Here is a 20,537-nt window from a genome sequence, read left to right as displayed (position 1 = left end):
AATCATATCAATGACTGGGGGAAGAAAAGTGAGAGTAAAAGAGCAATTGTTAACTTTGAGAGCATATGTACCTGGGAAAAATATTGAAGAAGTAAAAAGAGAATATGGATTGTCAAAAATTGTGAAGTTAGCGTCGAATGAAAACCCATTTGGCTGCTCTGCGCGTGTGACAGAAGCATTAACTTCGTTAGCTAATCAATATGCACTCTATCCGGACGGGGCGGCTTTTGAGCTTCGTGAGAAAGTAGCAGAGCATTTAGGTGTAAAAGCGGAACAACTTTTATTTGGTAGTGGGCTAGATGAAGTCATTCAAATGATTAGTCGTGCTTTGCTACATAATGGAACAAATGTTGTAATGGCGAACCCTACGTTCTCGCAATACCATCACCATGCTGTTATTGAAGGAGCAGAAGTTCGTGAAGTACCACTTAAAGATGGCATTCACGATTTAGATGCAATGTTACAACAAGTAGATGAGAAAACGAAGATTGTATGGATTTGTAATCCGAATAATCCGACAGGTACATATGTAGAAAAACAAAAATTACTTTCATTTTTAGAATCAGTTCCAAAGTCAGCGCTCGTTATTATGGACGAAGCATATTATGAATATGCTGGGGCAGAAGATTATCCGCAAACATTACCTCTTCTTGAAAAGTACGAAAATCTTATGGTGCTACGCACATTCTCAAAAGCATATGGATTAGCTGCTTTTCGTATTGGATATGCGATTGGTGATGCAAAGCTTATTGGGCAGCTAGAGGTAGCAAGACTACCATTTAACACATCGACTATCGCCCAAGCGGTAGCATTAGCGGCAATAGAGGATCAACAGTTTTTACAAGAGTGTGTGAAGAAAAATGCCGGAGGATTAAATCAATATTATGGATTTTGTAAGGAATATAACGTATTCTACTATCCATCTCAAGCGAATTTCATTTTCTTGAAACTTGGTATACCTGGTAATGAAGCTTTCGAACGATTAATGAAAAAAGGATATATCGTTCGTTCTGGTGCAGCATTTGGTATGCATGATGGTATTCGTATTACTGTTGGATTAAAAGAAGAAAATGATGAGATTATTGAATTACTTACGGAACTTGTAAAAGAACAAGTGAAGAAAGAAGAAACGTATTCTTAAGAAATGGTGGAGGCTCCTGTTACAGGAGCCTTTTTCATTTGAACTTGCAATAAGGGGAGTTGTTTGCACGTTCAAGAAAGAAAACGTTACAATAGAAGTAGACGTATAAGAAGAACTATTGTACATATAACTTATTTAAAATGTGAGGAGGATACAGTTTGAAACTAGTAGGACGAAAAAATAGTTTGAATGGGAAAATTGTTGTTCCAGGAGATAAATCTATTTCGCATCGCTCTGTTATGTTTGGAGCGATAGCGGAAGGGACGACGAAAGTATCAAATTTTTTATTAGGAGAAGATTGTTTAAGTACAATTGCATGTTTTCAAAAACTAGGTGTCCAGATTGAACAGTTTGGTAACGATGTCACGATTTACGGTAAAGGATTACATAATTTACAAGAACCGAAAGAAGTATTAGATGTGGGGAATTCAGGGACGACTATTCGTCTTATGCTTGGGATTTTAGCAAATACACCGTTCCATAGTACGATAATTGGTGATGCATCAATTGGAAAACGTCCTATGAAACGTGTTACAGACCCGCTTAGTAAGATGAATGCTCAAATTGATGGTAGAGAAAACGGACAATATACACCTTTATCTATTCGCGGTGGTAAAGTAAAAGGTATGCATTACCATTCACCAGTAGCAAGCGCACAAGTGAAGTCAGCAGTTTTACTTGCGGGTTTGCAAGGAGAAGGGATTACTACGGTAACAGAGCCTATGCAATCTCGTGATCATACGGAAAGAATGTTGCGTGCATTCGGTTGTACCGTAGATGTTAATGGACGGACCGTTTCATTACAAGGTGGACAACAACTTAAAGGTGCAGACATAGAAGTTCCAGGAGATATTTCTTCGGCGGCATTTTTCTTAGTAGCTGGTGCAATTGTCCAAAATAGTAAGCTTGTATTGGAAAACGTTGGTTTAAATCCGACGAGAACAGGGATTTTAGATGTATTAACAAAGATGGGTGCACTTATTTCTATCGATCATATTAGAAATAAAGAGTTTGAACCGTGCGGGGATATTACGATTGAAACATCTAAACTAAAAGGAATAGAAATTGGTGGAACTCTTATTCCAAGATTAATTGATGAAATTCCTGTAATTGCTTTATTGGCAACGCAGGCAGAAGGAATTACTGTTATTAAAAACGCTGAGGAGTTAAAAGTAAAAGAAACAAATCGTATCGATACGGTTGTAGATGAATTAGGCAAATTAGGTGCGAAGATTGAAGCTACACCAGATGGTATGATTATATATGGTAAACAAAGTTTAAAAGGAAATACTGTTAATAGTCACGGCGATCATCGTATTGGGATGATGCTTGCAATCGCATCGTGTATTATAGATGGAGAAGTGAAAATAGAGAATAGTGATGCGATCGCTGTATCGTATCCGGAATTTTTCGAACAATTAGCTGCGCTATGAGAGAAAGTATAGGAAGAGGTAGCTCACTCAAAAGGTTGCGTTCTTACACCTAGTTGCTTATGATAAATGAACAGAAGAGAATATTTTTTGAATTAAAGGAGACGTTTATGCAAAAGTTTGAACAGGCTGTTTCTTATATTGAAAACGGTGAAGCAGAAAAAGGATTACAATTATTAAAAGAACAACTACGAGTTGCTAATGATGAAGAGAAGTATGATATCGCTCGTTACTATCATACACTTGGGTTTATGGATGAGGCGTTAGCAATTACTGAAGACTTACGCTTGCTATATCCGGAAGAAAGTGAATTTACGGTATTTTTAGCAGAATTATATATTGATTTAGATAAAGAAGATGAAGCGATTGAAGTGCTTCATGATATTCCAGAAAACGATGATTTATATGTTCAATCGTTATTACTTGTAGCGGATTTATTCCAAATGCAAGGTTTTGATGATGTAGCAGAACAAAAACTATTAAAGGCGAAAGAAATGATGCCAGACGAACCTGTTATTACGTTTGGGTTAGCAGAATTATATAGTAGTAAAGGTGAAGAGCAAAAGGCGATCACTTATTATGAATCGTTACTAGCAGAACATAAAGTTATGGGTGGTGTTGTCATTGCGCTTCGTCTAGCAGAAACTTTAAGTGCTATTGGAAACTGGGAAGAGGCAATCTCTTACTATGAAGCGGGGTTAGAAGAGCAAAAAGATATTCACTCATTATTTGGATATGCCTTCACATTATACCAAGGAGAAGAATATCAAAGAGCAATTGGTGCTTGGCAAGAATTAAAAGAATTAGATCCTGAATACGCATCGTTATACATGTATTTAGCGAAAAGCTATGAAAAAGAAGGCATGCTTCAAGAAAGCTATGAAACACTTCAAGAAGGAATTAAAGTAGATGAGCTGTCTGTTCCTTTCTATGTAGAATTAGCGAATATTGCGGCGAAATTAGGTAAAATAGCGGAGGCTGAAGAAGTGCTTCAAAAAGCGCTGGAGCTAGATCCGGGACATTTAGGTGCGATATTAAAATATGCGTATATTTTAAAAGAACAAGAGAAATACGAAGAGCTAATTGCAGTTGTAGAGCGTGCAATTGACAGTGGAGAACCAGATACACAACTACTTTGGGATCTTGCATTTGCAAAAAAACAATTAGAAATGTATTCGGATGCATTAAAACACTATGAAAGTGCATATACTTCTTTTAAGAATCATCCAGATTTCTTGGAAGAGTACGGTTATTTCTTATTAGAAGAAGGAATGCGAAAAGAGGCGAAAGAAGTATTTACGCAGTTAATACAACTAGACCCGACACAAATTCATATTGAAGAATTGTTATATAATTTAGAGGATTTTTCATAAGTTGGAAGGAAACTGAATGCCGCTTCTTGAATCTAAAAAGAAAAGAGAAAGACAGAGGAGGGACTTAATCGCTATGAATACCCCTGTTTCTGTAAACGAGAAGAAGGATTTTGTAAAATGGTTTTTGAATAATTACCAACTGAAACAGCGTGAATGTGTATGGATTTTGAATTATTTAATGAGTCACGATCAATTAATGCATAAAGTCCACTTCGTAGAACATGCAAAATATTGTCCGCGTGGCTTAGTAATGTCAGCAAATTGTGTGAAAGACACACCGTTTCACTTTTTCAAACAAAATGTAATGACAACAGATGCAGAAAAATCGTTTCATGATATTCGTTTGAATCGAGATGAGGATATTTATATTCAGCTTAATTTTAAATCATCGTTCCAAAATGCAAACTATGTAGCTGTATTAGAAGAAAACCCATATTTGCCAAAGCATATTGAAGTGAATGAAAAAGATCGATTGCTTGCAGAACGATTTTTAGAAGAAAGTGTATTCTCATTTAGAAGAGAACGTCTTTTGAAACAAATTGATGAAGCTTTGGATAAGCAAGATAAGGAAGCATTTCATAGGTTAACAGCAGAGTTGAAAATTTTATAGAATTCATTTTGATTATGTAATCTTCACGAAATTCAGACTTTTTAAGAAAAACTACTTAATAATAGGTAGTTTTTCTTTTTTTACCTCTTTTAGTATGGTTTAATATATATAAAGTGAAAGTTCTGTTATTTCGAATGGAGGAGGGGAGAAAAGGTGAAATGGATTGTAAAAGATGTAGAACAGTTTGAGCAAGCGAGGGAGTATGTAGATACAGGGATTATACCCCTTTTGTCTATTTCGGCAGCAAAAGGGATGAAAATGGTTGTAGAGCAAGGCGAATTTATTGAGGCTTTGAGTATGGAGTTGGAAAGGGAGTATAAAGGAAGAGTGCTTTTACTGCCCGCATTTACGTATTTGGTAGAGAGCCAAAAGAATGAAAAAGACCGTTTGCAAGAATGGACAGATCATTTGCAAAGGCAAGGTTTTAAGCATATTGCCTATGTGACAAGTGACTTTTCATGGAAAGAAGATATGAGAGATGTGCAGGGTGATTTATTTTGGTTTCCATCGTTATCATTAGAGCAATTTAGTGACCAAGCGAAAAGGGAAGTTATTCGTGCACACATAAAAAATATTATGGAAATGTTGGAAGAAAGATGGATAAAACAATAATAAACAGAAAGTTCTTATTATTATGAGTAGTATGATATTGACCTATACAAGAGGGTATTATATCATGATAGTGTCCTAGTTTTTATTTTTTATATAATTTTTTCACGAGGGGACAATTTCTGATAGAGGGGGGAAATTTTCGTGAGCGAGAAAGAACATCGTGTGTCAAGAAGACAGTTTTTAAATTACACACTTACAGGGGTAGGAGGCTTTATGGCGGCGGGTATTTTACTGCCGATGACGAGGTTTGCGCTTGATCCGGTGTTAAGAAAAGAAGCGGGAACAGATATGGTTGCTGTTGGGCAAGTAAAGGATATTACAACAGAGCCGAAGCGCTTCGATTTTAAGGTGAAGCAGGTTGACGGATGGTACAAGTCTGAAGAGCCAAAATCTGCTTGGGTGCATAAAGATGAAAGTGGAGAAATTGTTGCGTTTTCTCCAGTATGTAAACATTTAGGTTGCACAGTGAACTGGAATTCGGACAAAGCACATCCTAATCAATTCTTTTGCCCGTGTCACGGGGGACGTTACACAAAAGATGGGATGAACATTAAAGGCACACCGCCTCTTGCTCCGCTTGATGTGTACGAGTCTAAAGTGAAAGATGGAACGCTGTATTTAGGAAAAGCGAAGCCAAGAGGGGGTGCAAAGTAGATGCTAAATAAAATTTATGATTGGGTAGACGAACGTTTAGATATTACACCGATATGGCGTGATATCGCTGATCATGAAGTACCTGAGCATGTTAACCCGGCACATCACTTTTCTGCATTCGTCTATTGCTTTGGAGGACTTACCTTTTTCGTTACAGTAATTCAAATTTTGTCCGGAATGTTTTTGACGATGTATTATGTGCCGGATATTAAAAATGCTTGGGAGTCGGTTTATTATTTACAAAATGAAGTAGCTTACGGGCAAATTGTTCGTGGTATGCATCACTGGGGCGCTAGTCTCGTAATTGTAATGATGTTTTTACATACACTCAGAGTTTTCTTCCAAGGTGCGTATAAAAAGCCTCGTGAGTTAAACTGGATTGTTGGTGTTCTTATTTTCTTTGTTATGTTAGGTCTTGGTTTTACCGGATATTTATTACCGTGGGATATGAAAGCGTTATTTGCTACGAAAGTAGGGATTCAAATTGCAGAGCAAACGCCGCTCATTGGTCCTTATATTAAAACATTACTCGCTGGTCATTCCGAAATCGTTGGCGCTCAAACATTAACTCGCTTCTTTGCTATTCACGTCTTCTTCTTACCAGCAGCACTTCTAGGTTTAATGGCCTTCCACTTCATCATGATTCGCAAACAAGGTATTTCCGGTCCGCTATAAGAGATTGCTAAATTAAAGGGGAAAGAACAAAAGGAGGGAGATTATGCATCGCGGCAAAGGGATGAAGTTTGTAGGAGATTCTCGGGTACCAGTAGCCCGGAAACCAAATATTCCAAAAGATTATTCTGAATATCCAGGGAAAACAGAAGCGTTTTGGCCGAATTTCTTGTTAAAAGAATGGATGGTTGGTGCAGTTTTTTTAGTCGGTTATTTATGTTTAACAGTGGCGCATCCGTCACCGCTTGAGAGAATGGCGGATCCTACAGATGCAGGATATATACCACTTCCAGATTGGTATTTCTTATTCTTGTATCAGTTATTAAAGTATTCGTATGCTTCAGGCTCATTTACTGTAATTGGTGCGTTTATTATGCCGGGGATTGCGTTTGGAGCGTTACTATTAGCTCCGTTTCTAGATCGAGGCCCAGAAAGAGCGCCATTGAAGCGTCCTGTAGCAACGGGGTTTATGCTTTTAGCAATTGCATCGATTATTTTTTTAACTTGGGAATCTGTAGCACACCACGATTGGGAAGCTGCAAAAAAACAAGGAGCAATTGTAAAAACAGCACCAGTTGATAAAAATGATGACGGCTACAAGTTGATGCAAAAAAATACTTGTTTAACATGTCATGGTGACAATTTACAGGGCGGAGCGGCAGCACCGGCTTTGCAAAACTTAACTTTAAAACCAGAAGAAATCGCTAAAATTGCGAAAGATGGAAAAGGTTCAATGCCTAAAGGTGTATTTAAAGGTACAGATGAGGAACTGAAAAAGCTTTCGGAATTCGTTGCAAAGTATAATAAAAAATAATAGAAAAGCTGACTACAAAATCTGTGGTCAGCTTTTTATTTTGCGTGCCCAGCTAAGCTGGGCACTGTTTGATGGTGAAAGGTTTAAATAGAATTCTACAAGGATTCAAAAATTATTATAGTCTATCTTCAATTGGACAGAAGTGGCTCGGTAAAATAAATTGGTACGTCTTAGAACGGCTTAACCTTTTCTGGAATAAGAAAAGAAACATGGTCGTATCAAGGACTTGATGTAGAAAATAACATACACACTCGTGAAAGTAGGAAGCTAGAACAAACTGAAAGCTAAAGAAGGAAGAGCATCGGAAAGCTGTATGAGGGAAAACCTCACGTACGGTTTGATGAGGGGAAGCTGAAACAGAAAAGGGATAGCAAAGCCATCCCTAAAGAAAATTTAATCTGTTTCAGTTTTCTACTCTACGATGACGGAAAGTTTGCTATATAATAGAGTAGAGTTCGATGAAAGAATTACTTTGTTTGAAAGGTGTTGGACATACAGCTTGGCTTACTTGTATGCAATGTTAAGGCAACGTTCGGTACTATTATTTTTATTGGTTGTTAACATATTAGGTACAATTTACGGATTCATATGGTATGGAAATCAATTAAAAGAAACCTCACCTATATTTTGGCCGTTTGTACCAGATAGCCCTATGGCGACTCTCTTTTTTGTCTTTGTTTTAATTGCTTTTTTGATGAAGAAGAACTGGGGGTTAATAGAAGCGCTAGCGATAGTTACTTTAATAAAATATGGTGTTTGGGCTGTTGTTGTAAATGCAATTATGATTTATGTAAAAGGCCCTATTGGCCTTATGGGATATATGTTAATGTTATCTCATTTTGCGATGGCAGTGCAGGGAATGTTATATGCTCCGTTTTATCGGATAAAAAAATGGCACTTCACTGTAGCTGGCATATGGACATTACATAATGATGCAATTGATTATTTATTTTGGCAAATGCCGAGATATGGGATTATGCATTTGTTTGTAGAGAAAATTGGTTATTTTACGTTTTGGTTAAGTATTGCTGTACTGTGTATTACATATTATTATTGCTTACGTGAGAACCGAAAACAGTTTTCTTTATGATGGTGAGGACATTTAGGGGGAGAAAATGAAGAAAAATAAGAGCGGTATAAACATATTGGATCGATTGATCACTTTAGTAGTTTCCTATAGCATAGCATTTTCTGTTTTCGCTCTCGCGACAACGGTAGTTGTATATGGAAAATGGTTGTATTATTTTGAAATTGATTTTTTAAATATTCCAGATTTAGCGGATATGACGAAAGATGAAATTAAGAGAAACTATGATGTGCTTATTACATATTTATCGCCGTTTTATGAAGGTGCATTACAATTGCCGACATTAGATATGTCCACAAATGGACGCATTCATTTTGTAGATGTTAAAAATATTTTAGTAAAGATTCAATATATAATGTATGGAACGATTGTAATTGCTGTATTAGGAGGAGCGTATTTATTAAAAAAGAAAAAAGAAAAGTTTTTACTTCACGGAGCGATTCTTACAATTATTTTTCCAATAGCTCTTACGTTACCAATTGCTATTAATTTTGAAAAGAGTTTCGTATTATTTCATAAGCTTTTATTTAGCAATGATTATTGGATGTTTGATATTGAAACAGATCCGGTTATTTTAATGTTACCGGAAGAATTCTTTATGCATGCTGCATGTATTATTTTATTATTGATTTTAGGTGGTAGCATGCTTTGTTACGGTGTGTATAAATATTTAGTGAAAAAGAAAAGGGTTTCAAAGAAAAAATTCTCTGTTTAAAGAGAATTTTTTTGTTTTCATAGAGATAATATATTTTTTGGTTTTGTTCTGTTCTATTCTTGTCCAATTCCACATATTTTGTACTAGTAGTTATAGGGGGGACCGGGATGAAGAGAACATTAATTGGACTGATAGCATTTCTAATTATAATGTTTCCAGTACGTATATATGCTGAAGAGTGGAGCGAACTAACTGGATTGCTAGATGACTCTTTGCAGTTAGTGAAGAAAAAAGAAGATGAAAAGGCAATACAAGTACTGTACCATTTCTCAGAGCAATTTCTATCAAAGGAGAATGAAAATAATTCAAAAGTAACTCCGGGACAAATTAGAGTCGTTTCTTTAGCATACGATAAGGCGAAACAATCTCTCGCGGAAGATTCAGATAGGCAAGTTAAAGTGGATAATATGTTAGCGTTACAACTTGCTGTTGATGCACAAGTATCTAAATATCAGCCACTTTGGATGGAAAGAGAAAGAAAGATAATGAATGCTTTTTCTCAAGTAGAAAAGGCGATGGAAAAAGAAGATGATGGACAGTTCCAACAGACGCTAAATACATTTTTAAATGAATTTAATATTATTTATCCTAGTTTAATGATTGCTCTGCCAGAAAACGAAGCGCAGCGTGTAAATGCACATTTATCTTATTTGGATGAATTTCGTAACGTTATGTTAAAAACGAAAGGTGGACAAATGCAACTAGGGATTATTAAAGGTGATTTGCAAAAAATATTTCATACAGTAAAAAAAGATGAGATTGCTCCCTCTCTCATTTGGTTTATGACAATTACTGGAGGACTTATTTTGTTCACTTTAACGTATGTTGGATGGAGAAAGTATAAAGGGGAGAGAGAGAAGCGGAGAAGCAACTTGCATTCTAAAGATAGGTAATACGCATAAATAAAGATACGGATTGTAAGGTTTATTTATTGACAACGGTGGAAGAAAAAAATAGAATGAGAAGTACTATAATTAAAACTTCAATGGAGGTTTATGATGTTTTATTTAATTTACTTCGCGATCATTTTGATCATACCGTTGTATGCACAGTCAAAAGTACGTAGTGCCTATAGCAAGTATTCACAAGTTTATTCAACATCAGGTATGACAGGAGCGGAAGTGGCTCGAAAAATTTTAGATGAAAATGGATTGTACAATGTAGCCGTAGAAGAAACGCCAGGTCATTTGTCAGATCATTATGACCCGCGTGTAAAGACGGTTAGATTATCGACAGATAACTATTATGGTCATTCAGTTGCTGGTACAGCTGTAGCAGCACATGAAGTAGGACACGCAATTCAAGATGCGAAAGATTATAACTTTATGCGTGTACGCCATTCGTTAGTGCCAGTTGCTAATTTTGGTTCAAACATGTCATGGGTTTTTGTCCTAATTGGTGTATTTGCGCAAATGTCTGGTTTGTTGTTACTAGGAATTATTTTAATGGCAGCAGGTGTTATTTTCCAACTTGTTACATTACCAGTTGAGTTTGATGCATCAAAACGCGCAATGCAACAAATTGAAGCACTTGGTATCGTATCAACAGATGAGTACGGTCAAGCTCGTAAAGTATTAAATGCGGCAGCATTAACATATGTAGCAGCAGCTGCTGTAGCAGTATTTGAATTATTACGTCTCGTATTAATTTATACTGGTATGCAGCGTAGCGACGATTAAAGACTATCAATTTTGATAGTCTTTTTTTGTTTTGTGGATTGAATCTTATAATATGTTACAAATGGAAATAATAGAGAGAATATGGGGTATAGAACTAGTTAAAATAAAGGTAAGTATGGAATGATGAAAGAAGGTGACGGACATAGAATATCCATATTATTTAGTTAAACAAGTGAAGGAGCGTAGTGCTACATACCAATTAGAAGGTTTTTTAAGTGGACAGGGCCCTAAAAACCCGAAATTAATGCTTGTTGGAGAAGCACCTGGTGAAACAGAAATTAATAATGGGATTCCATTTAGTGGGAGAGCGGGAAAACATTTAATGGAATTTTTAGAACTTATTCACGTTACAAGGGAAGAAGTATATATTACGAGTGCGGTCCGGAGTAGACCTTATAAATGGAGAGAGAAAAGGGAACGAAATGGCGAAATAATACAGAAGAAGTACAATAGAACACCGAATCAAGGTGAGATACTTGCCCATGCACCTTTGCTAGATTATGAACTGGAATTTATACAGCAGCCGGTTATTGTCACACTTGGTAATATTGCATTACAGCGTTTAGTTGGTAAAAATAATAAAATTACGGATGTTCATGGAGAATTGTTAAAGCAACCTGTGCAGCGATTGAAAGATAGCAGCAGTACAGAATTTATTTGGTCAGAAGAAGAATATCATATTTTTCCGACCTTTCATCCAGCTTCTATTTTCTATAATCGGAGTTTGTTAGAGCTTATTTATGAGGATTTGGAGAAACTTAAAAGATTTATAATAAAAAACTAGAAAAGCTACAGAGCTTTTCTAGTTGAATTTAATTATGTAACGGATTTTTATTTTCATCTAACGTAAAACCTTCACCAACTACATCATGTACATCACTTACAGCGACAAAGGCATGTGGATCTACTGAAATAATGATATTTTTTAATTTTACGATTTCATTTTTAGCAACAACACAATATAGTACATTACGTTCTATTTTTGTATAGGATCCAACTGCTTTTAAAAAGGTTGCTCCGCGCTCCATTTCTGATAAAATTTTTGAAGCAATTTCATCGTTTTTATCAGAAATAATAGTTGCTCCTTTTGCTGCATAAGCACCTTCTTGCATGAAATCAATAACCTTAGCCCCGATAAAAACAGCAACTAACGTATACATGCCCTCGCGATATGATAAATATGTAAGAATAGAGATAATGATAACGACCGCATCAAACATAAACATCGTTTTTCCCATACTCCAGCCAACATATTTGTGAGCTAGCCTTGCGATAATATCAACACCGCCAGTAGTCCCGCCGTATTTGAATATAATTCCAAGTCCTATGCCGATAAATGCCCCAGCGAATAAAGCAGCCAGTGTCATATCATTTTGCAAGTTTAAATGTAAGTTGAGAACCTCGTAGCGCTGAAACACCCAAAGGAATAAAGAGACGCTAAATGTACCGATTAATGTGTATAAAAATGTTGTTCGGCCGAGTAATTTCCAGCCAATGAAAAATAGAGGGACGTTTAAAATTAAGTTTGTATAGGAAGGATCAAGTGAAAATTTAAAATATAATAATAGCGTAATGCCGGTAAATCCACCCTCTGCAAGATGGTTTTCAATATTGATATTCACAATACCGAAAGAAAAAATAGCGGAACCGATTAAAATAAAAATGATATTTCGAATCTTCAAGTTTGCTTTCATATAGAAATCCCCCTAGTTATGTAATGATTGGAATTGCTCCGCTTAAACGGTAAGACATAATAATAAGTAATTTCTAGTTGTTAGTAAAAATAGTGAAGGCTAAAAAAATCCGATTGGTTTTGGCTAATCTTTTGCGAAAAGCGTGCAAAAGAAGTTTCACTTTCTCCCGTTCCAACGCCTGGTAGGAGGTAAAGCAAAGAAGAAAGGCGAACCAGCCGTTGGAACCCGATTGGTACGGGCTAATTTTTTGCAAAAATCGCAAAAGAAAGTTTCACTTTATTCCTTTAGGCAAGAAGATTCCATCTGATTTGTGTTACGGGTGAAACCCAACAATTAAGGTGGAGAGGAATTGCCGTCAGAAGGTAGACCAAACACTTTTTTTCGTTCATAACAATTTTTTTGAGGGCGAATATTTGTTTCTTTTTATCTTACGATATAATCTGTCGTAGATAAAGAGGGAATATATCGTAAGAAAACGAAATTGGATAATAATAATCATTCGGTTACTTGAATCAAAAGGAATCACGATGAAGACCATGTTCACATTTTGTTCCGTTCAGTTCCAATATTGATTTGTCAATAGTAATGAACCTTCTAAGAAAGGTGGTGAAAACAATGGCTAAAAAGAAAGCAGTGAAAGTATTACGTAAACAAAAGAAAAGAGAAAACCTGCAACGATTCACTCAAAAACAAAATATCGGACGAGCTTGCCTTACTGCAAAAGAATTTCGTTTACTTCAACGCATGTCGCATAGTTCAAAAGCGTTGCGAAATGTTGGATTGTACACCATAAAACAAAGTTTTTTGAACCATAATAAAATGGCTACTGTAAAAGAAGTGGACACTGCCATGCAAGCCGATATGAACTACTCGGGTATGCAATCAAACTCTGTTCAAGCGATTCGTAGAGCCTTATTTACAGAAGTGAAGAGCTTTTTTAAAGCATTGGAACAGTGGACGAAAAACCCTGAAATATTCACAGGTCGTCCTAAGTTTCCGAATTATTCTGGTTCAACTGACAAACGAATCATTGAAATCTATCAAGTTCCAAAAGTTGATGATAACGGGTATTGGATGATTCCGATGAATGTTGCATGCAGAAAAAAATTCGGTTCCATTAAAATACGTATGCCTAAAAATGTAAGAAATAAAAAAATCTCCTACATTGAGATTGTACCGAAGCAAAAAGGTCGGTTCTTTGAGGTGCATTATACATATGAGATGCACGTTTCTCAAATGAAGAAACAATCAACGACTACTAGTAACGCTTTGAGTTGCGATTTAGGTGTAGACAGATTATTAAGGTGTGCAACAAATGCAGGTGATACATTCTTAATTGATGGAAAAAAATTAAAATCCATTAACCAATACTTCAACAAAATGATACGTAATCTGCAAAAGAAAAATAGGGGGAATGGACTTTCAAAACGAGTTGTAACGAATAAAATGGCTGCACTTTGGCATAAACGAGAACGACAAATAAATGGTTACATTTCACAAACTGTAGGCCTGTTGTTCAAAAAAGTGAAAGCATTTAACATAGATACGGTTGTCGTAGGGTATAACGCTGGTTGGAAACAAAAATCTGATATGGGAAAAAAGAATAATCAAACATTTGTTCAAATCCCATTTCATAAACTGATTGCAGCAATTGAGAATAAATGTGTAAAAGAAGGCATCCGATTTTTGAAACAAGAAGAAAGCTATACTTCAAAAGCTAGTTTTCTTGATAAAGATAGGGTTCCAGTTTGGTCTAAGGATGATAGGATGCATTATCACTTTAGTGGCAAACGAATCACGCGTGGTCTGTACCAAAGTAAAGCAGGAACATGTATCCATGCTGATATTAATGGTGCATTGAATACATTGCAAAAATCAAAAGTTGTAGAATTGGATGAAAATCTCAAAGTGAAAACGCCGATTCTATTAGAAGTGCAAAAACGTAAGGCTGTTGCTTCGCGCATAGCTTAGTGGGTGTGTCAACCATCCATGTGTACTCGACTTGTCGGGGCTTGTAGCACACGCCAGATTCATCTGAGTGGTGGCTTCTTCTATAAGGAAGAACTGCTCTTTTTCGAAAGGGTGGTGCAAGTGAGAAAACAATAGTTCGTTGCCAGTACCAACCAAAAACATACTTGGGGTGTTACCGTAAGGTGGCATGAATTCTAGAGCGTCAAACTGTCTAGCGATAGATGAAAAGACCTAGATTTCTAACTCAAGCCTCTACTGAAACGTTTCAACTCAGTGGAGGGAGTTGACTATAGTCTATCCTAAAAAGAGTCGTAAATAGTGATATGAGGGAATAATATTTGTCAAATCGCGATGAATTGGCTAACATGAAAGAGGAAGGAATAAGAGGTGACTAGTATGGAAGCAAAAACGATGAAAGATATGCAGAAAGAAGTAGATGCATATATCGGTCAATTTAAAGAAGGTTATTTTAGTCCGCTTGCAATGATGGCTCGTTTAACTGAAGAAATGGGAGAGCTTGCAAGAGAGGTTAATCATTATTATGGTGAGAAACCAAAGAAAACGACTGAGAAAGAACGAAGTGTTGAGGAAGAGCTTGGAGATGTTTTATTTGTTATGATTTGTATGGCAAATAGTTTAAATATTGATTTAGAAACAGCGCATAACATTGTAATGAATAAATTTAATACACGTGATAAAGATCGTTGGACACGTATTGATGAGGGAGAGAAAGACGCATGAAAGAAATTAAAGTAATTATCGCTGGACCACGAGGACGCATGGGATATGAAGCAGTCCTTCTTATGGAAAGAACAGCGCATTTCAATTTAGTAGCAGCAATTGATTATAAGCATGGCGGAGAAAAAATTTCTGATTTACCGGGAATGCCAGCGCTAGATGCACCTATTTACGCGGATTTACATACTTGTTTAGATGAAGTAGAAGCAGATGTATTGTTAGATTTAACAACACCAGAAATTGGAAAGAAACATGTGACACTTGCAGTTGAACGTGGACTTCGATCAGTTATTGGTACAACTGGATTTACTGAAGAAGAACTAAAGCAATTAACAGAAAACGCAAAAGAAAAAGAAGTAGGAACAATTATCGCTCCAAATTTTGCGATTGGTGCAGTTCTTATGATGAAATTTTCACAAATGGCAGCGAAGTACTTCCAAGATGTTGAAGTAATTGAATTACACCATGATCAAAAATTAGACGCACCATCTGGTACAGCTGTAAAAACAGTAGAATTAATCCGTCAAAATCGTGTGCCAAAAGAGCAAGGGCATCCTAATGAAACGGAACAATTAGAAGGGGCACGTGGTGCAAATGTAGACGGTATTCACATTCATAGCGTACGTCTACCAGGGCTTATTGCACACCAAGAAGTAATGTTCGGCGGAGATGGACAAATGTTAACAGTTCGTCATGATTCATTCAACCGTGCATCATTTATGTCAGGTGTAAAACTATCAATTGAAACAGTAATGAACCTTGATCATCTTGTGTACGGTTTAGAAAATATTATCGACTAAAGGGGAGACAACGGATGAAAATTGCCTTAATCGCACATGACAAAAAGAAAGATGATATGGTTTCGTTCGCATACGCATATAAACCAATTTTTGAAAAACATGAACTTTTTGCAACAGGAACGACAGGACTTCGTATTATGGAGGCAACTGGTTTAGTTGTAACAAGATATCAATCCGGTCCTCTTGGTGGCGATCAAGAAATTGGTGCAATGATTGCAAAAAATGAGATGGATATGGTGATTTTTTTCCGGGATCCACTAACAGCCCAGCCGCATGAACCAGATGTTAATGCGTTACTTCGTTTATGTGATGTATACGCCATCCCATTAGCAACAAATATGGCAAGTGCTGAAATGCTAATGCATGCATTAGAGCGGGGAGATTTAGATTACCGAAAGTTAAGAAAATGAGGGGAACAATTATGAGTGGATTACATATATTAGCGTTTGGTGCTCATGCCGATGATGTTGAAATCGGCATGGCAGGTACCATTGCAAAGTATACGAAGCAAGGATATGAAGTAGGCATTTGCGATTTAACAGAAGCTGATCTTTCTTCAAATGGAACGGTAGAACTAAGAAAAGAAGAAGCAAAGGCTGCAGCTCGTATTATGGGAGTAAAAACGAGAATTAATTTAGCAATGCCAGACCGTGGTTTGTATATGAAAGAAGAATATATACGTGAAATTGTAAAGATTATTCGTACATATAAACCAACACTAATTTTCGCACCATACTACGAAGATCGTCATCCAGACCATGCTAATTGCGCGAAACTTGTGGAAGAAGCTATCTTTTCAGCGGGAATTCGTAAATATATGCCTGAACTTCCGCCGCACCGTGTAGAGTCTTTTTATAATTATATGATTAATGGTTTTCATAAACCGAATTTTTGTATAGATATTAGTGAATACCTTTCTAAAAAGGTGGAAGCGTTAGAAGCGTATGAAAGTCAGTTTTCAACAGGGAGTGATGGTGTTAAGACGCCATTAACCGAAGGATACGTTGAAACTGTAATCGCTCGGGAGAAGATGTTTGGGAAAGAAGTTGGAGTGCTGTATGCCGAAGGATTTATGAGTAAGAAACCGGTTTTATTACATGCTGATTTAATAGGGGGATGTAAATGAAATTGAAAATAGGTATTACATGTTATCCTTCTGTAGGTGGTTCTGGGGTTGTTGGGACAGAGTTAGGAAAGCAATTGGCGGAACGCGGGCATGAAATTCATTTTATTACATCGGGTGTACCATTTCGGTTGAATAAAGTGTACCCGAATATTTATTTTCACGAAGTAACAGTAAATCAATATTCTGTTTTTCAATATCCACCTTACGATTTAGCATTAGCGAGTAAAATGGCAGAGGTTGCTCAAAGAGAAAACCTTGATATTTTACATGTGCATTATGCAATCCCTCATGCTATTTGTGCATATTTAGCAAAACAAATGATTGGGGAGCGTATTAAAATTGTTACGACCTTACATGGAACGGATATTACTGTGTTAGGTTCCGACCCTTCGTTAAATAATTTAATTCGCTTTGGTATTGAACAATCTGATGTTGTTACAGCTGTGTCACATTCGTTAATTGAAGAAACAAATGAACTTGTAAAACCAGATAAAGAAATTGAGACGGTATACAATTTTGTAGATGAACGTGTTTATTTCAAACGTGATATGTCTCAATTAAAAAAAGAATATGGTATACGAGAAAATGAAAAAGTGTTGATTCATATTTCAAATTTCCGAAAGGTTAAGCGTGTACAGGATGTTGTGCAGTCATTTGCCAAAATTGTAAAGGAAGTAGATGCGAAATTGCTTCTTGTTGGTGATGGACCAGAGTTCTGTACTATTTTACAATTGGTGAAAAGTTTACATATTGAGGAACGTGTCTTATTCCTAGGAAAGCAAGATAATGTTGCAGAGCTTCTTGCGATGAGTGATTTAATGCTACTTTTATCAGAAAAGGAAAGTTTTGGTCTTGTTATATTAGAAGCGATGGCGTGTGGTGTGCCTAGTATCGGAACGAGGGTTGGGGGCATTCCAGAGGTCATTCAACATGGTGAAACAGGATATATATGTGAAGTTGGAGATACAGACGGAATAGCTAAGCAAGCAATTCAGCTACTAGAAAATGAAGAACTTCACCGTAATATGGGAGAGCGAGCGATGAAATCTGTATATGAGCAGTTTCGTTCGGAAAAAATCGTTTCACAGTATGAGGCGATTTATTATGACATACTAAGGGATGACAAGAATGGAAAGATTTAAAAAAGCTAGTTCAATTATTGAGATGTTAAAACAGCACGGACATGAGGCTTACTTCGTTGGTGGAAGTGTACGCGATCTTATTATCGATAGACCGATTGGAGATATCGATATCGCAACATCTGCTTTACCAGAAGAAGTAATGGCTATTTTCCCAAGACATGTTCCGGTTGGTCTTGAGCATGGAACTGTAATTGTTGTAGAAAATGGTGAACCGTATGAGGTAACTACTTTTCGAACAGAAAGCGAATATGAAGATTTTCGAAGACCTAGTAGTGTTCAATTTGTCCGTTCATTAGAAGAGGATTTAAAACGACGTGATTTCACGATGAATGCAATTGCAATGACAGAGGAAGGCGAAATGGTTGATTTATTTGCTGGGAAAGAAGCGATTCGTCTGAAGGAAATTACAACGGTTGGAGATGCTGCAGACCGTTTTCAAGAAGATGCACTGCGAATGATGCGTGGTATTCGGTTCGTAAGTACGTTAGGTTTCTCTTTGGAAATAAAGACGAAACAAGCAATTGAAACGTATGGGCATTTGCTCGAACATATAGCGATTGAAAGAATTACAGTTGAATTTGAAAAATTGTTGACCGGTACATATTGTGTGAATGGTCTTCAAGAGTTAGTAGAAACTAAGCTATTTTCTCATCTGCCATATTTGCAAATGTCAGAAGAAAGACTCTTGAAAGCTACGCAGTATAAATGGGATTCTTTTGAAACAGACGTTGAGGCATGGGCATTTTTCTTATATTGTATCGGAGAAGAGCATCCATCTGTCTTTTTGCGTCAATGGAAGTTCTCGAATAAAAAGATTAAAGATATCGTAGCGGTTATATTAGCAATTCGTTCTAGAAAGGAGAAGGAGTGGGATACAATCCTTCTTTATAAAACTGGGATTCGCATCGCTGAGATGGCGGAAAGAGTATATGAAGCGATAATAGAAAGTTATAATAGTGCATCTGTTAAGCAAGTACAATCATTATTTCATGCATTGCCGATAAAAAATCGTCAAGAAATGAATGTGACTGGTAATGATTTATTAAGCTGGACAGATAAAAAGCCAGGTCCGTGGGTTGCCGAAATGCTTCGAAATATTGAAGAAGCAATCGTACAAGGAGATTTAGTTAATAAGAAAGAGGATATAAGGGAGTGGCTACAAAGATGCAATCTACTATAAGAAAGCGGTTATTACAAGTTTTTTCTGAAGCAGATGGTGCATTTGTATCTGGTCAAATACTTAGTGACAAACTTGGTTGTTCGAGAACCGCTGTATGGAAGCATATGGAGGACCTTCGTAATGAAGGGTATGAACTAGAAGCTGTACGCCGCTTAGGGTACCGAATTGCTAGTAAACCAGATAAAGTAACTGCGAATGAGATTCAATTAGGATTACAAACAGAGCGTATCGGTAGAACGGTTTATTTTGAAGAATCGGTTGAGTCTACTCAGCATATTGCAGCGAGACTTGCTTATGAAGGCGCAGAAGAGGGAACAATTGTCGTTGCTGAAGAACAAACAGCAGGTAGAGGACGTTTAAGTAGAAAATGGTATTCCCCAAAAGGAACAGGAATTTGGATGAGTATTATTTTGCGTCCCTCGATTCCAGTTCATCATGCACCACAGCTTACTTTATTAGCAGCTGTTAGCGTAGCGCAAGCAATTGAAAAATGTACCGGTGTAAACGTAGGGATTAAATGGCCGAATGATATTTTAATTCAAGGTAAAAAAGCTGTCGGTATATTAACGGAGATGCAAGCTGATCCAGATAAAATTAATGCTGTTATTATGGGAATTGGCATTAATGCAAATCAGAAACAAGAACATTTTGATGAGGAAATTCAGCAAATTGCAACTTCATTAGCAATTGAATCGGGTAAGCCGATTGTTCGTGCGGAACTTATGCAACAAATTTTCTTGCAACTAGAGAAATTGTATGAAGAGTATTTAAAAAATGGCTTCTCTGTTATTAAAATTCTTTGGGAAAGTTACGCAGTAAGTATCGGAAAAGAAATTACAGCTCGAACGATGAAGGAAACTATTAATGGGCTAGCAAAAGGAATTACGGAGGATGGTGTATTGTTACTTGAGGATCATCAAGGACAAGTGCACCACATTCATTCTGCTGATATAGAAATTAAGTAAAAGAAGTTCCTATTTTGGAGCTTCTTTTTGTCATTTAGATACTAATAAATTTCACATACCGTAATAGGGATAGAAAATTATTTTTTCGAAAAAATGTAGCAATTCCTTTTCAGAGTTTGCTATAATTAGTTCGA

The 20,537-nt window shown here is 36.5% G+C and carries 22 protein-coding genes; 21 read left to right on the top strand and 1 reads right to left on the bottom strand.

Going from position 1 to position 20,537, the window contains the following annotated elements; translation table 11 throughout:
• The first annotated feature begins 28 nt into the window (after positions 1-28).
• The 13 genes from hisC to ABH960_RS18625 all read left to right on the top strand — a co-directional run bounded on the left by hisC (position 29) and on the right by ABH960_RS18625 (position 11,571).
• Entirely contained in the window at positions 29-1,141 is a 1,113-nt protein-coding gene (gene hisC / locus ABH960_RS18685) for a histidinol-phosphate transaminase (RefSeq protein WP_404447439.1), read from the top strand.
• Positions 1,142-1,299: 158 nt separating this feature from the next.
• Positions 1,300-2,574, top strand: coding sequence for a 3-phosphoshikimate 1-carboxyvinyltransferase (gene aroA, locus ABH960_RS18680; protein ID WP_404447436.1), 1,275 nt, complete (start codon positions 1,300-1,302; stop codon positions 2,572-2,574).
• A gap of 107 nt (positions 2,575-2,681) precedes the next feature.
• Entirely contained in the window at positions 2,682-3,944 is a 1,263-nt protein-coding gene (locus ABH960_RS18675; RefSeq protein WP_002086616.1) for a tetratricopeptide repeat protein, read from the top strand.
• Between the two features lie 73 nt (positions 3,945-4,017).
• On the top strand, positions 4,018-4,554 hold the full coding sequence (locus ABH960_RS18670; protein ID WP_002086615.1) for a ReoY family proteolytic degradation factor: 537 nt from the start codon (positions 4,018-4,020) through the stop codon (positions 4,552-4,554).
• A gap of 153 nt (positions 4,555-4,707) precedes the next feature.
• Positions 4,708-5,166, top strand: coding sequence for a YpiF family protein (locus ABH960_RS18665; RefSeq protein WP_002011834.1), 459 nt, complete (start codon positions 4,708-4,710; stop codon positions 5,164-5,166).
• A gap of 141 nt (positions 5,167-5,307) precedes the next feature.
• Positions 5,308-5,820: a menaquinol-cytochrome c reductase iron-sulfur subunit gene (gene qcrA / locus ABH960_RS18660; protein ID WP_002135282.1), complete on the top strand. Its 513-nt coding sequence runs from the start codon at positions 5,308-5,310 to the stop codon at positions 5,818-5,820.
• The gene (gene qcrB, locus ABH960_RS18655; RefSeq protein ID WP_000932700.1) at positions 5,821-6,495 is read left to right on the top strand and encodes a menaquinol-cytochrome c reductase cytochrome b subunit; all 675 of its coding nucleotides are present in this window, start codon (positions 5,821-5,823) and stop codon (positions 6,493-6,495) included. It abuts the gene before it with no gap.
• 43 nt (positions 6,496-6,538) lie between these two features.
• Entirely contained in the window at positions 6,539-7,306 is a 768-nt protein-coding gene (qcrC, locus tag ABH960_RS18650) for a menaquinol-cytochrome c reductase cytochrome b/c subunit (protein WP_002011836.1), read from the top strand.
• A gap of 499 nt (positions 7,307-7,805) precedes the next feature.
• The gene (gene lhaT, locus ABH960_RS18645; RefSeq protein ID WP_002086612.1) at positions 7,806-8,396 is read left to right on the top strand and encodes a lipoprotein heptaprenylglyceryl N-acetyltransferase LhaT; all 591 of its coding nucleotides are present in this window, start codon (positions 7,806-7,808) and stop codon (positions 8,394-8,396) included.
• Positions 8,397-8,421: 25 nt separating this feature from the next.
• Complete coding sequence (gene lit / locus ABH960_RS18640; RefSeq protein WP_002064533.1) at positions 8,422-9,108, top strand: lipoprotein intramolecular transacylase Lit; 687 nt, start codon at positions 8,422-8,424, stop codon at positions 9,106-9,108.
• A gap of 107 nt (positions 9,109-9,215) precedes the next feature.
• The gene (gene ypjB, locus ABH960_RS18635; RefSeq protein WP_002141040.1) at positions 9,216-10,001 is read left to right on the top strand and encodes a sporulation protein YpjB; all 786 of its coding nucleotides are present in this window, start codon (positions 9,216-9,218) and stop codon (positions 9,999-10,001) included.
• 105 nt (positions 10,002-10,106) lie between these two features.
• Complete coding sequence (locus ABH960_RS18630; RefSeq protein WP_002086606.1) at positions 10,107-10,787, top strand: zinc metallopeptidase; 681 nt, start codon at positions 10,107-10,109, stop codon at positions 10,785-10,787.
• Between the two features lie 133 nt (positions 10,788-10,920).
• Complete coding sequence (locus ABH960_RS18625; protein WP_404447426.1) at positions 10,921-11,571, top strand: uracil-DNA glycosylase; 651 nt, start codon at positions 10,921-10,923, stop codon at positions 11,569-11,571.
• 28 nt (positions 11,572-11,599) lie between these two features.
• Here the strand turns inward: ABH960_RS18625 and ABH960_RS18620 are convergent, their stop codons facing one another.
• Entirely contained in the window at positions 11,600-12,481 is an 882-nt protein-coding gene (locus tag ABH960_RS18620) for a YitT family protein (RefSeq protein ID WP_404447424.1), read from the bottom strand.
• 615 nt (positions 12,482-13,096) lie between these two features.
• Here ABH960_RS18620 and ABH960_RS18615 point away from each other — a divergent pair.
• From ABH960_RS18615 to ABH960_RS18580, 8 genes are all read left to right on the top strand, one after another.
• Positions 13,097-14,452, top strand: coding sequence for an RNA-guided endonuclease TnpB family protein (locus ABH960_RS18615; protein WP_404447421.1), 1,356 nt, complete (start codon positions 13,097-13,099; stop codon positions 14,450-14,452).
• 396 nt (positions 14,453-14,848) lie between these two features.
• A complete protein-coding gene (locus ABH960_RS18610) occupies positions 14,849-15,193 on the top strand; it encodes a nucleotide pyrophosphohydrolase (RefSeq protein WP_002011846.1) in 345 nt (114 codons plus the stop codon).
• Positions 15,190-15,990, top strand: coding sequence for a dihydrodipicolinate reductase (gene dapB / locus ABH960_RS18605; protein ID WP_002126457.1), 801 nt, complete (start codon positions 15,190-15,192; stop codon positions 15,988-15,990). The genes ABH960_RS18610 and dapB overlap by 4 nt, the downstream gene beginning before the upstream one ends.
• 14 nt (positions 15,991-16,004) lie before the next feature.
• The gene (mgsA, locus tag ABH960_RS18600) at positions 16,005-16,400 is read left to right on the top strand and encodes a methylglyoxal synthase (protein ID WP_000684753.1); all 396 of its coding nucleotides are present in this window, start codon (positions 16,005-16,007) and stop codon (positions 16,398-16,400) included.
• Positions 16,401-16,411: 11 nt separating this feature from the next.
• Entirely contained in the window at positions 16,412-17,116 is a 705-nt protein-coding gene (gene bshB1 / locus ABH960_RS18595) for a bacillithiol biosynthesis deacetylase BshB1 (RefSeq protein ID WP_002011848.1), read from the top strand.
• Complete coding sequence (gene bshA, locus ABH960_RS18590; protein WP_002086596.1) at positions 17,113-18,258, top strand: N-acetyl-alpha-D-glucosaminyl L-malate synthase BshA; 1,146 nt, start codon at positions 17,113-17,115, stop codon at positions 18,256-18,258. The genes bshB1 and bshA overlap by 4 nt, the downstream gene beginning before the upstream one ends.
• Complete coding sequence (locus tag ABH960_RS18585) at positions 18,245-19,438, top strand: CCA tRNA nucleotidyltransferase (protein ID WP_404447416.1); 1,194 nt, start codon at positions 18,245-18,247, stop codon at positions 19,436-19,438. Before bshA ends, ABH960_RS18585 begins: the two co-directional genes overlap by 14 nt.
• The gene (locus tag ABH960_RS18580; protein WP_404447603.1) at positions 19,423-20,403 is read left to right on the top strand and encodes a biotin--[acetyl-CoA-carboxylase] ligase; all 981 of its coding nucleotides are present in this window, start codon (positions 19,423-19,425) and stop codon (positions 20,401-20,403) included. Before ABH960_RS18585 ends, ABH960_RS18580 begins: the two co-directional genes overlap by 16 nt.
• Positions 20,404-20,537 lie beyond the last annotated feature (134 nt).

It is taken from the genome of Bacillus sp. RC252, from assembly GCF_044909215.1.
Lineage (GTDB): Bacteria > Bacillota > Bacilli > Bacillales > Bacillaceae_G > Bacillus_A > Bacillus_A mycoides.
The sequence above is the reverse complement of the archived record's forward strand: the minus strand, read 5'-3'. Positions and strand labels throughout refer to the sequence as shown.